The sequence below is a fragment of the Paenibacillus vortex V453 genome (genome assembly GCF_000193415.1).
Classification (GTDB): domain Bacteria; phylum Bacillota; class Bacilli; order Paenibacillales; family Paenibacillaceae; genus Paenibacillus_AQ; species Paenibacillus_AQ glucanolyticus.
On the sequence record NZ_ADHJ01000018.1, the window covers coordinates 70,373 to 85,352 of the forward strand.

Here is a 14,980-nt window from a genome sequence, read left to right on the forward strand (position 1 = left end):
TTAACGATATGTTTCCTTGCGAAATCCAGGGCTTCATTACTCGATGACTGTGACAACATGACGGCCCACCGCAATGTGTAAATCGTATGTTTCATTCAATCATTTTGTAAGCGCTGTCCACTATGAGGAGACGATATGAGAATGAGGAGGATGTTATCATGAATCAAACGCATAGCGAAATATTGCCAAGTGAAGTTTCACATTCCAATATGAAGAGTTACGAGCAGGCACGCTCCGAGTTTTCATGGGACGAAATCGAGAGACATTTTACTTGGTATGAGTCGGGTAAAGTGAATATGGCGTATGAGGCTATTGACCGGCATGTAGCGGAGGGACGAGGAGACAAAATTGCTCTCTTGTATAGCGATGCTTCACGCGAGGAATCTCTTACTTATGCACAATTGAAAGAGCAATCCGACAAATTCGGCAACGTGCTGCGCAAGTATGGTGTCGGCAAAGGAGATCGGGTCTTTATCTTTATGCCGCGTGGTCCCGAACTCTATGCAGGACTGTTGGGGTATTTTGAAAGTCGGCGCTGTGGTTGGACCCCTGTTTGAAGCATTCATGGAGACGGCGGTGAAGGACCGTTTGGAGGACAGCGGAGCTGTTGCGCTGATCACTACGCCTGCATTGTTGTCGCGTGTAAAGCGAGACGAGTTGCCTGAGCTGAAGCATATTTTTGTGGTTGGTGAACTGGAGGAAGAGGATCCGCGGCTAGTAAGTTACTTCGAAGAAGTAGAAGCTGCATCCAGTGATCTGGAGCTTGAATGGCTTGAGCGGGAAGATGGATTGATCATGCACTATACATCAGGCTCTACCGGGAAACCGAAGGGCGTGTATCATGTGCAGAATGCGATGATTCAGCATTATTATACCGGCAAGGTTGTTTTGGACTTAAGGGAAGATGATATATATTGGTGCACGGCGGATCCGGGCTGGGTAACGGGTACTTCGTACGGTATTTTTGCACCTTGGTTGAACGGGGTTACGAATGTTGTCCGTGGTGGCCGTTTCAGTCCGCAGGATTGGTACAGCACGCTGGTAAACAATAAAGTGACGGTATGGTACAGCGCCCCGACTGCATTCCGTATGTTGATGGGTGCAGGCTCGGAGCTTATCGACCAGTATGATTTGAGCAATGTGCGCCACGTGTTGTCCGTCGGCGAGCCGCTTAACCCCGAGGTTGTCCGTTGGGGTCACAAGGCTTATCACCAGCGTATTCATGATACGTGGTGGATGACAGAAACTGGCGGTCAGCTGATCTGTAACTATCCGGGCATGGCAATCAAGCCAGGATCCATGGGACGCCCGCTGCCAGGCATTACGGCCGCGATCCTGGATGATCAAGGGCGAGAAGTAGCTCCGTACACGATGGGGAATCTGGCAATTAAGACTCCATGGCCGTCCATGATGAGAGGAATCTGGAATAACGAAGCGAAGTATGAAGAATATTTCCGAATTCCAGGCTGGTACATTTCAGGTGACTCGGCGTATATGGATGAAGAAGGATACTTCTGGTTCCAGGGCAGAATCGACGATGTTATCAATTCGTCAGGCGAGCGGATTGGACCGTTCGAGGTAGAGAGCAAACTGGTTGAGCATCCGGCTGTTGCCGAAGCAGGCGTTATCGGTAAGCCTGACGTTACCAGAGGCGAGATCATCAAGGCCTTTATCTCCTTGCGTGAAGGATATACTCCTTCTCAGGAGCTCAAGGATGAAATTTACCGTTTTGTGAAGGAAGGATTATCTGCTCACGCAGCCCCACGGGAAATTGAGTTTAAGGATAAACTTCCGAAGACACGTTCCGGTAAGATTATGCGCCGCGTACTGAAAGCGTGGGAGCTGGATCTTCCTACAGGTGATCTGTCCACGATTGAAGATTAAGCTAAGAATCGATGCAGGGCTGAGAATGAGCACGGTTTCGACCATGCTCGTTCTCAGCCTTTTTTAAGAGATTAGGAAGCATAAACTTATAGAGGCCCGTCAACCTGATCCAGCAAGTAGTAACTTCTGTTATATGCGTTCTGTGTTCGGAGAAGATACGATGAACTGATTCTAACAAAAAAGCCAGCCCCTCGAACAGGTAATCTGTAAGAGGGACTGGCTTTCTATTTAACGCAACTATTTCTTCTCAAAATATACGGCCGGTGAAGCCGGGGATTCACCGATCGGATTCACAGCAGTAATTCTATAGGTACCGCCTATCGGACCACCAGAGGAATAGTAGAACTCCGTACTCTTGCTAGAGCCAAGAATTTGGTAGTTGCCGTCGCTATTTGGACTGATGTAAATGTTGTAGACCATTACCTCTTCCTCTGGAGCATTGCCGCTCCAGCTGGCCGAGAAGCCCTCAGGAGTAGCCACCAGGGTCGGCTGACCCGGTGCAGTCGGTACGGTTGAAGCACCTTCATTCCCGAGTCCAGGATCGATATTGGGATCTTCCTCCGTGATCCCGTCATCCGGATTGTCGATGGTATCATCAGGATTCGTTCCAGTTTCGCCTGGAAGAGGGAATCCTGGTGTGGTACCGCCCACAATTGCACTTGGCTCGGATGTTTTCCCGGCTACATCAACGGCTACAACATAATACGTGGCAAACATGCCGTTAGCCCCAAGGCCTGAGAAGACAAGGCTTTCGTCGCCAAGGATAACCTGACCTTGATGCGTATACGGACTGCCGTTAATGGATTTAAAGAGTCGGTATCCGACAACGTCAGGCGATCCGCTGGCATTAAAGCTTATCGAACCGCTGCCCATCGAATAATGTACATTTTTCGGTGGAGTAGGGGCTTTGCCATCATCGGTTCTTGGGTCGACCTTGCTTGGCATGCCTTTCTTTGCGTCTTGTGGAAGATAAGATTCTAGAGGTCGCTTATCTCCTTTCATGACTTTCAGGGCATTCTGCAGCTCAACAATCAATTCATCAAGCGGTTTCTCTCGCTTGATTACGATTTGCTCCCTGAGCATATCAAGCGGCGTTGCTTCCTGCGGAATGTAATTTACACCCCGGTAAGTGATATATTTCGCCTTTGCGACACCGTCATCGCTTTCAGTAGGTACAAACTTCGCATTGAACAGATCCGTTACGAATTTGTCCGTTAATGCCGTCGGTATTTTACCGCTGTATGCGGAGACAGTTTTGGAGATAATGCCTTCCGGTTTCTCGAACGTTTTGGTAGGGAACAGGTCCGGTTTGACGTCTGTCACTTCGTTCATGATTCTTGCCCAAATGGCTTGGGCGTGCTTGCGCTGATCGCCAACCAGAGTATTTTTTTGCTCCTTGTATCCGACCCATACTCCGAGTGTAATGTCAGGCGAATAACCCATAAACCAGACATCCCCGTAATTCTGGGTGGAGCCCGTTTTACCGACAACCGGAACTTCATTAAATTTCTTGTAATTGTCTCTAACCTTGCTGCCTGTACCGTTCGTAATAACGGTTCGAAGCATATCCGTCATGAGATACGCTGTCTGCTCGGAGAATACCTGTTCCGGCTTTACATCGTGCTTGTAGACGATTTTTCCTTTGGAATCCACGATTTTTTCAATCATGAATGCATCGGTGAATTTACCCTGGTTACCGATGGCGCTGTAAGCATTGGTAAGCTCTTCTACCGTTACTCCGTAATGCAATCCCCCCAGTACACCGGTTGAAGCATTATAATCGTCTTCCTCCAAGGTAGTGATGCCCAGCTTCTTGGAAAACTCCCAAGCCTTTTCAATGCCGACCGTGTTGTTAAACAGCTTGAGTGCCACCGTATTGGTCGAATCGTTGAGTGCCTGCCTGGCTGTCATCAATCCTCTGTACCCGGTGTACGAGTTTTTAGGGATGTGGTACACCTTGCTGTAGTCTTTTAATATGATGGGTGAATCATCGACTACGCTCGCAGGCTGGAGTGCCCCTGAATCCAGTGCCGGTAAATAGGCGGCAATAGGTTTCATGGCAGATCCAGGTTGTCGTTTCATTTGCGTAGCATAGTTCATTTGTTCGGTGTTGAAATCCCTGCCCTCGATCATACCGAGAATGGCGCCGGTTTTGTTGTCAATCATCATGGCGGAGGTCTGTTCCATTCCTTTTTCCGCGCTGTCAGGGAGATAGTTGCTATCATCCTCCGCAATGGTGCGCATCGTTTTGTACAATGTACGGTCAATCGTTGTGTAAACACGGTAACCGCCAGTACTCAGCTGAGTTCTGGAAGCATCCATAAGCTCTGAGTTCCCTTGGGCGCCTTTTGCGTTCTCATCCGCTTCCTGACCCAGTTTCATCAGAATATTCGATGCTTGGCGTTCTACTTCCATCATGAGATAAGGATAAGTCACATAAGCCTTCTGCGTGCGAGGGGCAAGTGATTGTTTGATATCAAATGCTTTAGCCTCTTCATATTGAGCTTGGGTTATCTTGCCTTCCTCGAGCATGCTCGCCAGTACCCGGTGGCTGGCGGTTCACCGCGCGGTTGAATGCCTTCTCATTCAAATTTCTCCCTTGCCGTTGAAGGCAGAGTAGGAGGATGGAAGCTGCGGAAGACCTGCCAAATATGCTGCTTGAGCAACGTTCAGGTCATTCAGATTGTTGATGTTGAATATCCCTCGAGCGGCGGCCTTGATGCCGAACAACTGGTATCCGCTTGAGCCGTTACCGTAAGGAACCTTGTTCAAGTAAGCTGTTAGAATTTGATCTTTACTTAAAAAACGTTCCATACGCATGGCCAGCAGCATTTCCTTAACCTTGCGGTTGTCGGTTTTATCGCGACTTAGGAAAGTTAGCCTGGCGAGCTGCTGTGTCAAGGTACTGCCGCCGGTTTGGACCGGACTCATTCAGCACACGTTCCTTTACGGCGCGAGCTGTACCTTTTAGTGTCAACACCCTTATGTGTATAAAACCGGTTGTCTTCTATAGATACGACGGCATCTTTAACAAGCTGGGGGAGCTCCTTGAACTCCACCGGTCGTCTGTCTTCTTCGGTTCTAAGCTGTCCTATCGGTGAGCCATCCGCGAAGTAGGCGAAGCCGGTTATGGCATTATCGTTCATCGTGTTCTCGATGAGCGCTCTTGATCTTACTGGCTCATTCTCAACGATAGAGGTTACATAGCCGGCTACGGCTCCTCCGGCGAACAAAGCGCCCATCAGACCTACCACAAAGAGCCATCCGATAACGGATCCGAAAACCCGCAGAAAGGACCGTTTGCGCGGTTTTTTCTGTTTCTCAGGCTCCTGTTTTTTCTCCTCAACCATGAATGTATACTCCTCCTTTTAACGCACCTATTATAGCATAAATCGAAGGTTTTGAATCATGTGTACACGTATAGCGTGTCCTTTTTTGAGGAAGTTTGACTTTTTCGCAAAGCCTATGTTACAAATAATGCAAAGTTCATATCGAAAAAAGCGTTGAAGGACTCCAGTAGAAGGCGGATCCTATCGTTTCAGAGAGTCGGTGGCTGGTGCAAACCGATAACGATACCCCTTTGAATTACCGTCCAGAGCTGTCCGGGGGAATAAGAGCTGCGTATTTGGTGCACAGCTGCTGTGTAGTCCGGTTCCGGGATGACAATTCCGTTATGGTAATGAAGTGAAAATCCGTTTTTTTGCGCGAAGGTTTTGTGTGAAGACGGGTTTTAATTAGGGTGGTAACGCGAGCGCTCCTTCTCGTCCCTTGGGATGAGAAGGGGCTTTTTTGCGTTTCATAATAGAGAGGAGGCGTGCTGAAACATGAAGTGGGAACTATTGTCAATGGTACAGCGGCAGGAGGTAGAGCGTCAGATGGAGGTCATCTCCCGTGGGGCCGTGGAGATCGTTCCGGAAGATGAGATGAAATATAAGGTGATGCTATCGGTCGTAACCGGCGAGCCGCTGCGTGTGAAGCTGGGAATGGACCCGTCTGCGCCGGATCTTCACGTAGGCCATACCGTCGTGCTGCAGAAACTGCGCCAGTTTCAGGAGCTTGGTCATCAGGTGCAACTCATCATTGGCGACTTTACCGGCCGAATCGGGGATCCAACCGGTAAATCCGAAACGCGTAAGCAGTTGTCGGAAGAAGAAGTGAAGCATCATGCGGAAACGTACAAAAAACAAATTTACAAAGTGCTGAACCCTGATAAAACAAAGATATACTACAATTCCGAGTGGCTCGCACCGATGACTTTTGCAGAAGTTGTCAGTTTGTCGGCAAAGGTAACCGTTGCACGTATGCTGGAGCGTGATGATTTCACTAAACGTTACCAAAACGGGCTGCCGATCAGTATTCACGAGTTTTTTTACCCGCTGATGCAAGGAATGGATTCCGTTGCGCTTAAGACCGATGTAGAGCTTGGCGGTACAGATCAAAAGTTCAACCTGCTGATGGGGCGTACTTTGCAGAAGGAGTATGGCACAGAGGCGCAGGTTGCGATCACAATGCCGATTATCGAAGGACTTGACGGCGTGCAGAAGATGAGTAAAAGCCTGGGCAATTACATCGGAATCGATGAAGAACCTAACGAAATTTATGGCAAAACCATGTCCGTTCCGGATGAGCTCATGCTGAAATACTATAGGCTGGCTACCGATGCAAGAAGCGAGGATTTGAACAAGCTGGAGACAGGGCTACAGGACGGAAGTGTACATCCTCGGGATGCCAAAATGGGGCTGGCGCACACTTTGGTACGTATGTATCATGGAATGGAAGCAGCGGATGCTGCCCAGCAGCATTTTGTAACCGTCTTCCAGCAGCATGCTCTGCCTGAAGAGATTGAGGATTTCGTTGTAGCCGAAGAGACACTGGAGAACGGCAAGATTGGTTTGATCAAGCTGCTTACGCAACTTGGCTTTGCGGCTTCGAACGCTGAGGCCAGGCGGTCAATCCAGCAGGGCGCTGTAAAATGGAATGAAGAGAAATGGACTGACATCTATGGTGAAATCACTCCTCAAGATGGCGATATTATTCAGGTGGGCAAACGTAAATTTGCCAGATTAAAGCTTTCTTAAAACAAAGGCACAGTAAAGTACGTGATCACAGAGAGAAAAGACACAAGACGGTTTTACACTCTGTTGGGTATCGGATGAATCAAGAGGGTCCGTATTTAGGCATAAAAAAACCTGAAGGCAGGAGCCTTCAGGTTTTTTGAGTTCTGCGTTAATCTTAACGGTTGTAGAACTCGACGATTTGTTTCTCGTCGATATCTTGGGAAAGTTCGGAACGCTCTGGAAGACGGATGTACTTTCCTTCCATTGAAGCTTCATCAAGCTCGATGTAAGCTGGAAGATGTACACGGTTAGCCAAAGCTTCCTTAATGGAAGAGAGGCTGCGGCTTCTTTCACGAAGACCGATAACATCGCCTGTGCTTACAGCGTAAGAAGCGATATCGACTTTCTTGCCGTTCACAGTCACGTGACCGTGAGCAACCAATTGACGAGCGCCTGCGCGGCTGTTGCTGAAGCCAAGACGGTAAACCAGGTTGTCCAGACGGCTCTCAAGCAGGAACATGAAGTTCTCACCAGCAATACCTTTCATGCTAGTTGCTTTGTTAAACAGGGTTTTAAATTGCTTCTCGCCCAAGCCGTACATGTGACGCAGCTTTTGCTTTTCTTGAAGCTGCATACCGTAGTTGCTTACTTTTCTCCGTTGGTTAGGACCATGCTGACCTGGAGGGAAAGGGCGTTTTGCCAATTCTTTACCTGTACCGCTCAGGGAGATTCCCAGACGACGGCTTAATTTAAATTTAGGACCGGTGTAACGTGCCATGTTATATAGACTCCTTTTTAATTAAAGTTTCATTAGGGCTCTATTTGCGCCGTATTTGTTTACTCTAACCCGTGATTTCCGGAAGATCTGTCAGGAAAGTTCAGCCGCTGTCCTGTCAGTAACAAATAACGTGAGGGTGACACAACCCGCCCAAATTCATCGAATGCATTGCATTCTTACTCAACAATAAATATTATATGAAGTAATGATATAAAGTCAAGTTCAACCTGTAACTTACCATTTCTTGTTTTTTGTCTAAATTTGTCGATAGGACCATGGACCTAAAAATATTGTGAAAAACGCATAAATTTTAATGCAAAAATGGGTAGAAAAGAGTAAGATATTAGTGAATTAAGTAGTCGCATTTATCTAGTTACATAACGGAACGTTTTCGGTGATTATACTCCCCAACATGTTGAACAGCTGGGTTACCGCAATCTAAAGCGGCAGCACTAATGGATCCTTACATTATGAATCGGAACGCCAGTCTTGGATAGGCCTTTTATAATGGTGCAAAGGAGCGCCCAATATGTCAGAAGAACAACGGAAAGTGTACGAAAGCTCTCCCGGTTCTGTGGTCATGTTCAATGATTCCGGGCCTATTCCGGGAAATGAGCCTTGTCTTTGGCTTCAGGGCTTGGATATTACACCCCATGATTTCCCTTACCTTCAGCCTCTCATAACAGACAGCTATATGGAGTGGCAGAGAGAAAGTGCAGGCACACAAGCGATGAAGAAATTCAGCTGGGCCCTTCTTTCTCATGAGGGGACTTGGCTGACAGGGGCACCTGAAATAAGAGAATACCTTTATGCGAGCGAAGACGATACGCTATCGGATACTATGATTGCTAAAGAAGCCGCGGCAGGTATGGGTAAGGAGTCGTTTGAGGGGAGAGTGCTATGCTCTGTTCCGCTGTTCACCCGTGTTCATGGCGATTTGTTTGGGGTGCTGGTCTGCGTCTCTACAGATGCCATGGAACAGGAGCAGTCGCTTATGCTGGCAGAGAGTCATGCCTTGTTGTTTCGCTCCTGCTTCTATCGCCAGCTCGAATACATATTTGCTGATGATCTGGAGAAAGTTCATTCCCAGGCGGAGCGCGAAGTTCATCGCCGTTCCATTTTATTTCAGTATGTAAAGCGGATGCATGTTCAGATTAATGTGGACAACGTGCTTATTGAGGCCATTGATAGTGTCCTGGCTCTGTATCCTAGGGCGAAAGTCGAATTGTTTATGTCCCAGGATCATGAAAGCGGGCATCCGCTGGTGCGTCCCTTGCTTCTCCATCACTGGCAGGAGGAGGTCTACGTCCGAACATTTATGGAAGGCACCTTGACGATCCGTGAACATGAGCCTCCTCATCCTATAGTGGAGATCGGGATTCCAATGGGGGGCAAGCAAGGAGTTTACGGCGTGCTTCACGTGGAAGTGGACAAATCCGAACTGCCGGACATGGATTTGGAATTGCTCGGCATGATGGCCGATGCGGCGGGTACAGCGTTTGAGAATGCCAAGCTGTACGAGCAGTCCAACCTGATGATCCACGAGCTCCGTATGATTAATGAGCTGACGCAGCGCCTGAACAAAAGCTTGCATTTGGCGGAAATATTCCAATTTGCCAACCATGAGTTGCTCAAAATCCTAGAGGCGGATTATTGCTGCATTCTGATATACAACGAGGAGCTTGGCGGCCTTGAAGTGGTGTCCTGCAACGCCGAGTGGCTGGCGAAGGAGGTCTTTGAGAAGGATTACGGTCTGGGCGGTCTGGTCTATCATTCGAAGGAGCCGCTCATTCTGTCGGATTATCATGAAGAACGTCCGGCGGAGTCGAGACTGATGGACAGCACGAATTCAAGCTCGATGATTGCAACTCCGCTGACGGTTAACGGCGAGGTTCGGGGCGTGGTTCTCTTAACACACGCGAAGCGGCATTATTTCTCATATGACAGCTATCGTCTGCTTCAAGCGCTTACAAGCCATATCGGTCTGGCAATCGGCAATGCCTTTTTGCATGCCGAGGTGCGACGAATGGCGAATCGGGATATGCTGACTGAACTGTATGCAAGACATTATCTTGATGAGATGATTCATGAATGTCAAAACCGAGATTTTTGCGGTTCTCTGATTGTTGTGGATATCGATGAGTTCAAGCTGGTTAACGATACGTTTGGCCATCAGAGAGGCGACAAGATCCTGAAGCAGGTCAGCAGCATTGTGAAAAGTACCATTCGACACAGCGATATTCCTGCCCGTTGGGGCGGCGAGGAATTGGCGGTGTATTTGCCTGGACTCGGCATTCAACAGGCAGTGCAGGTAGCTGAGCGTATTCGTTTAAGGGTGGCGGAGGAGACCGATCCGAGAGTCACGGTTTCCTGCGGCGTTTCCGAGTGGAACTGGACCAACGACAAGATCAGTGTGGAATCGCTCTTCTATCGAGCGGATATGGCGCTGTACGAAGCGAAGAATAGCGGGCGCAACCGGATCGTCGTGGAGAGGGCGGGAGCCGAGATTGCTTTGGACTAACAACTCTGCAGCTGAGTGGCTGCAGGGTTTTTTTTGTAATCTGAATAATGTCATGAGCCGCGGATAGCCTAAGAGCAAGATCAACGAGAGGCTGATGATTATGAGAATGAGGAAATTATGGACACTCATCGGAATGATTTTGCTCATAAGCTGCTTAACGGGATGTGCCTGGCAGGAACAGCTGTCCGCCGAAGAATCGTTCAATCGTGCCCTTTCGGGACTGTCTGGCATCGACAATTTCTCATTTAAAGGGGAGGCGGCGATTCGGAGCGAGGAGAATGGTCCGTTTCAGCAAAGTATGGCATTTGAAGGGCATTTGCAGCATCACAAGGATTTAACGTTATCGTCAAAAGGCGAGGCCGCGAAGCTGCTTCAAGAAAAGGGACCGGCGGATTCGATATATAAAGCAGATGGGCTTAAAGTGACACTTAAGCGCAAGCAAGGCAGGTGGAGCACACTCTCATCACAGGGAGCTGACGAAATGTGGATGACCCGCCTCAATCCGTTGGAATTGCTGGAGTATTTGGGTAATTCGGAGAAGACGGTGACTCAAGAGCTCGGCGCGGCAAGAGGGACGAAGGTGCTTCGAATCGAATTGTCCCCGGAAGCGGCAGCCGAGATGGCATATGGCTCCTTGGATGAACAGATGAAGGTGCTGGCAGAGCGGATTGAGCGTAAAGGAGACCCGCTATACAGCGACAATCCCAAGGTGCGTAAACAGCTGAAGACCGTGTGGGAAAGAGATTATAAAGAGATGAGGAATAGGCTGCAGAAGGCGGATGCTCTTTCCGTAAGTCATTTGACAATTAACAAGAAAAACCATCTTCCAGCCAAATTAACGATGGAGCGAAAGCTTTCATTTATAGATAGCCACGGCAAGACTCGGACGGAAACGCTCTTGTCTGAAGTTACATTTACCGGCTATTGACGTAAGTGACGTGAAAATATTTTTCACGTGGAGCGCTGACGCAAGCCGGCTTCCATGCTACAATAATCTATAAATTTACCGCTGTTCAATTATTGAAGTAGGGAACAGTCAACACAAGGAGGATAAGACATATGCGTGATCCCAGAATTCAGAAACTGGCTCAGAATCTCGTGAATTATTCCGTTGATATGCAGCCGGGAGAAAATGTGCTCATCGAGATGATCGGATCGGAGCGTGATTTGCTGAATGCGATCATTGAGGAGGTCGGGAATCAAGGAGGCCGTCCGTTCGTACAGTTGACCGACCGCACGGTTCAACGCGCCATGCTGAAGAATGCCAACAAGGAGCAGCTGGAGCTGTGGGCCGAGTTGGACCTGGAGCGTATGAAACAAATGGATTGTTACATCGGCATACGTGCAGGCGAGAACGTCAACGATATGGCTGACGTGCCTGAGGAGAATATGAAGCTGTACAATGCCCTTTATTCCCACCCGGTACATAGCGAAGAGCGTGTCAAGCGCACGAAATGGGTAGTTCTCCGCTATCCCAACGCCAGTATGGCGCAGCTCGCCAACACGAGCACAGAGGCATTCGAGGATTTTTACTTTGATGTCTGCAATCTGGATTATTCCAAAATGGACCGTGCCCAGGATCCTTTGGCCGAGCTGATGAGAAACACCGATAAGGTTCGTATTGTCGGACCCGGTACGGAACTCGGCTTCTCGATCAAAAACATCGGTGCCGAAAAATGCTCCGGTCAGAAAAATATTCCGGACGGCGAAGTGTACACGGCTCCTGTTCGCAACTCTGTTAATGGAACCATCTCTTACAACACGCCGACTTTGTATAACGGGGTAACCTTCGAGAATATTAAATTCCGCTTTGAAAACGGGAAAATCGTAGAAGCAACGGGCAGCGACACCAAGCGTCTGAACGAGATTTTGGATTCGGATGAGGGTGCAAGATACATCGGTGAGTTTGCCATCGGTTTTAATCCGTACATTTTGACGCCGATGAAAGATATTCTGTTCGATGAGAAAATCGCTGGAAGCCTGCATTTTACGCCAGGTCAAGCATATGATGTAACAGACAACGGCAACCGCTCCTCCATTCACTGGGATCTGGTTTTAATCCAGCGGCCTGAGTACGGCGGCGGGGAAATCTACTTTGACGATCGTCTGATTCGCAAGGATGGTATATTTGTGATTCCAGAACTCGCAGCGTTAAATCCGGAAAATCTTAAATAGATTGGAAAAAATGTTGCATAAGAAAACGGATTCAATGTATCATGAAGGTGCAGTGATGAGCTTTATTCAGATCCTAAAGTTACGGAGGGATTCGTATGTCCAATAATCAATCTATCGTGGAAATTTCACAAACCGCTAGCCAGTTCTCTTCCTCTATCGTTTTGCAGGCAGAGAACAAGTACATCGATGTGAAAAGCATCTTGGGTCTGTTCACAACGCTTGTCAACAGCCAAAGCTATGAACTGCATGTACACGGACCAGATGCTGATGAAGCTAAAAAAGCAATGATCGACGTATTCACCAAACATGGTTTGAATGTATCCGTCGTGGCTGAATAACAGTCGCCAAAAACACCCTTCCATTCAATGGAAGGGTGTTTTTTCGTAGAGCAGGGGTCTATTTTATTCAGGTCCTTGTATTGAGATTCGATTTCGACTAATATTAAAGATAGTAACTGTGCTGTGATTTTTGACATAGGGGGGAAGATCATGACTTCATCTGATTTACAGGAACAGCTGAATCTAAAAGCGATCAGTCTTCTTCATGAAGATGCAGATAAAATCCTAAAGCTTATTGAAGTACAGATGGAGAATCTGGCGACCCGTTATTGTCCTCTCTATGAGGAAGTGCTGGATACCCAAATGTACGGTTTTTCAAAAGAGGTTGATTTCGCGGTGCGGGCCGGGCTTCTTCCGGAAAGTACGGGAAAGCAGCTGATCAGCAAGCTTGAACGCAATCTGGCGCTCCTGTACGAAGCCATGAATCAATCCAAATAGCCTGTACTTGTACAGGCGCATACATAGAGAAACGCATGTCGCGCCCACACGACATGCGTTTTTTGACATGCGGTTTTTCTTGCATTCATACCGGGGCTGCGGCTGTGCCTATACCATGAAGAAAGAGACGCCTAAAATTACATATACAGCGATCAGCAGAAGGCCCTCATACCAGTTAGAGGCTCCATCCTGCGTGATGGACCTTGCAATGAATACGGCGACGCCGATTGCAACCAGCTCGAGCGTGGTGAACACGAGATCCATTGTATTGCCGAGAAAGAAACTGATGAAGACAAGCACCGGAGCAACAAACAAGGCAATCTGCAGGCTGCTGCCAACGGCAATTTCAACCGCAGCACCGATCTTGTTCTTCATGGCGAGCATGATGGCTGCACTGTGCTCGGCCGCGTTACCGATAATGGCCACAAGGAATGCCCCGATAAAAAGCTCACTGAGACCGTACTCATGGCTGATCGGCTCAAGCACTCCGACAAGCCATTCGCTTACAAACGCAACCATGACGGTTGCAACCACAAGGAACAGAATCGAGCGTTTCTTGGACCAGGTGGGACCGTGCTCGTGCGGCAGCGCATCCTGATGATGATCATCACTGACATCCGCTAAATAATTTTTATGCGTGATCATCGAGAACCCAAGCCATGCGAGGTAAGCCACAATTAGAATTCCCGCGACAATGAGGCTGAGCGTTTTGGTTTGTCCCTCCGTAATGGAGTGGGTGTTCAGAAAGACTGCAGGGACAAATAGCGCAATGATGGCCAGCGTCATCAGTGATCCATTCAGGCCCGCCAGCGTCACGTTGTATTTCTGGATTTTAAACTTCAGTCCTCCGGCAAACAGGCTGAGACCCAACACGAGCAGCAGGTTGCCGATAATGGAGCCGGTGATGCTTGCCTTGACCATATCGTACAAACCTTCTTTGATCAGAAGGATTGCGATGATCAGCTCCGCCGCATTTCCGAAGGTGGCGTTGAGGAACCCCCCGAGCCGCTGACCGGCGTAATGCGCAACACTTTCGGTTGCCCTGCCCAGAAAGCCGGCCACAAAAATAACCGAAATGGAAGACAAAATAAACTGGAGCGTGAAATTCCAATTCGCAAAGTGCCCAAGTGCGCTCAGCAGAAAGGTAAAGATGAGAAGCGAGGGATTCAACCACTTTTTCATAACCTGCACCTACCTTTAGTTTATGTAATGATAAGTTCTATACGAGTCGAAACGACGATTCTCGTATTACTTTTTACAATATACCCAATTTTTTTGAAAAATTAATCCGGCTTTTGTCGAAGTGAGCATTTGCTTTTTAGGTCCGTTACCATTTACAATAACGGATAATGAGGTGAAGGAGGATATGGCATGACGGAACAACTTCAACTGGATAACGGTTTGATTCGAATATCGGATGATGTCGTCTCGAAAATTGCCGGATTGGCTGCCTTGGAAACCCCAGGTATTGCAGCAATGTCCGGTGGATTGTCAGAAGGCTGGGCTAAGCGACTGAGCGGCAAAAATGTGCAAAAGGGTGTTACGGTAGAAGTAGGGCAGCTGGAAGCTGCGATCGATCTGCGGATTATCGTGCTCTATGAGACACCTATACATGAAGTGTGCCGCATGCTTCAACAGAATGTCCGCGAAGCAGTGGAGAGCATGACAGGGCTTCGTGTGGTTGAGGTAAACGTGAAGGTCGAAGGTGTAGCATTTAAAGACGATGAAATCGACGATATTCAGTTTCGAGCAAAATAAGACAAATCCTAGGGGGTTACTTCCCCCGCAA

9 protein-coding genes, 2 pseudogenes and 1 other annotated feature are annotated in these 14,980 nt (G+C 48.3%); of the genes and pseudogenes, 8 read left to right on the forward strand and 3 right to left on the reverse strand.

What is annotated here, in order from left to right; translation table 11 throughout:
- The first annotated feature begins 158 nt into the window (after positions 1 to 158).
- Positions 159 to 1,884, forward strand: a pseudogene (gene acsA / locus PVOR_RS10755) (acetate--CoA ligase).
- Positions 1,885 to 2,121: 237 nt separating this feature from the next.
- Here the strand turns inward: acsA and PVOR_RS10760 are convergent.
- Positions 2,122 to 5,234: pseudogene (locus PVOR_RS10760) on the reverse strand (transglycosylase domain-containing protein).
- A 144-nt stretch (positions 5,235 to 5,378) separates the two neighbouring features.
- Positions 5,379 to 5,656: a binding site (T-box leader), on the forward strand.
- Between the two features lie 52 nt (positions 5,657 to 5,708).
- On the opposite strand from PVOR_RS10760, the gene tyrS reads away from it, so the two are divergent.
- The gene (tyrS, locus tag PVOR_RS10765; protein ID WP_006209194.1) at positions 5,709 to 6,962 is read left to right on the forward strand and encodes a tyrosine--tRNA ligase; all 1,254 of its coding nucleotides are present in this window, start codon (positions 5,709 to 5,711) and stop codon (positions 6,960 to 6,962) included.
- A 154-nt stretch (positions 6,963 to 7,116) separates the two neighbouring features.
- Here tyrS and rpsD read toward each other — a convergent pair whose 3' ends face one another.
- Positions 7,117 to 7,719, reverse strand: a complete 603-nt coding sequence (gene rpsD / locus PVOR_RS10770) for a 30S ribosomal protein S4 (RefSeq protein ID WP_006209195.1) — start codon at positions 7,717 to 7,719, stop codon at positions 7,117 to 7,119.
- Positions 7,720 to 8,248: 529 nt separating this feature from the next.
- Here rpsD and PVOR_RS10775 point away from each other — a divergent pair.
- The 5 genes from PVOR_RS10775 (at position 8,249) to PVOR_RS10795 (ending at position 13,191) form a co-directional block, all read left to right on the forward strand.
- A complete protein-coding gene (locus tag PVOR_RS10775; protein WP_006209196.1) occupies positions 8,249 to 10,240 on the forward strand; it encodes a sensor domain-containing diguanylate cyclase in 1,992 nt (663 codons plus the stop codon).
- Between the two features lie 106 nt (positions 10,241 to 10,346).
- On the forward strand, positions 10,347 to 11,168 hold the full coding sequence (locus tag PVOR_RS10780) for a hypothetical protein (protein ID WP_234972835.1): 822 nt from the start codon (positions 10,347 to 10,349) through the stop codon (positions 11,166 to 11,168).
- 131 nt (positions 11,169 to 11,299) lie between these two features.
- On the forward strand, positions 11,300 to 12,415 hold the full coding sequence (locus PVOR_RS10785; protein ID WP_006209198.1) for an aminopeptidase: 1,116 nt from the start codon (positions 11,300 to 11,302) through the stop codon (positions 12,413 to 12,415).
- Positions 12,416 to 12,510: 95 nt separating this feature from the next.
- Positions 12,511 to 12,753, forward strand: coding sequence for an HPr family phosphocarrier protein (locus PVOR_RS10790; RefSeq protein ID WP_006209199.1), 243 nt, complete (start codon positions 12,511 to 12,513; stop codon positions 12,751 to 12,753).
- A 150-nt stretch (positions 12,754 to 12,903) separates the two neighbouring features.
- Positions 12,904 to 13,191: a YlaN family protein gene (locus tag PVOR_RS10795; RefSeq protein ID WP_006209200.1), complete on the forward strand. Its 288-nt coding sequence runs from the start codon at positions 12,904 to 12,906 to the stop codon at positions 13,189 to 13,191.
- A 108-nt stretch (positions 13,192 to 13,299) separates the two neighbouring features.
- Here PVOR_RS10795 and cax read toward each other — a convergent pair whose 3' ends face one another.
- Positions 13,300 to 14,373 (reverse strand): calcium/proton exchanger, encoded by a 1,074-nt coding sequence (gene cax / locus PVOR_RS10800; protein WP_006209201.1) that lies wholly within the window; start codon positions 14,371 to 14,373, stop codon positions 13,300 to 13,302.
- Positions 14,374 to 14,562: 189 nt separating this feature from the next.
- Between cax and PVOR_RS10805 the strand changes: the two genes are divergently transcribed.
- Positions 14,563 to 14,949 (forward strand): Asp23/Gls24 family envelope stress response protein, encoded by a 387-nt coding sequence (locus PVOR_RS10805; protein WP_006209202.1) that lies wholly within the window; start codon positions 14,563 to 14,565, stop codon positions 14,947 to 14,949.
- Positions 14,950 to 14,980 lie beyond the last annotated feature (31 nt).

Coding starts and splice junctions, on each gene's coding strand:
- rpsD (WP_006209195.1), bottom strand. CDS start 7,719: ATGGCACGTTACACCGGTCCTAAATTTAAATTAAGCCGTCGTCTGGGA.
- PVOR_RS10790 (WP_006209199.1), top strand. CDS start 12,511: ATGTCCAATAATCAATCTATCGTGGAAATTTCACAAACCGCTAGCCAG.
- PVOR_RS10795 (WP_006209200.1), top strand. CDS start 12,904: ATGACTTCATCTGATTTACAGGAACAGCTGAATCTAAAAGCGATCAGT.
- PVOR_RS10785 (WP_006209198.1), top strand. CDS start 11,300: ATGCGTGATCCCAGAATTCAGAAACTGGCTCAGAATCTCGTGAATTAT.
- PVOR_RS10805 (WP_006209202.1), top strand. CDS start 14,563: ATGACGGAACAACTTCAACTGGATAACGGTTTGATTCGAATATCGGAT.
- tyrS (WP_006209194.1), top strand. CDS start 5,709: ATGAAGTGGGAACTATTGTCAATGGTACAGCGGCAGGAGGTAGAGCGT.
- cax (WP_006209201.1), bottom strand. CDS start 14,373: ATGAAAAAGTGGTTGAATCCCTCGCTTCTCATCTTTACCTTTCTGCTG.
- PVOR_RS10775 (WP_006209196.1), top strand. CDS start 8,249: ATGTCAGAAGAACAACGGAAAGTGTACGAAAGCTCTCCCGGTTCTGTG.
- PVOR_RS10780 (WP_234972835.1), top strand. CDS start 10,347: ATGAGGAAATTATGGACACTCATCGGAATGATTTTGCTCATAAGCTGC.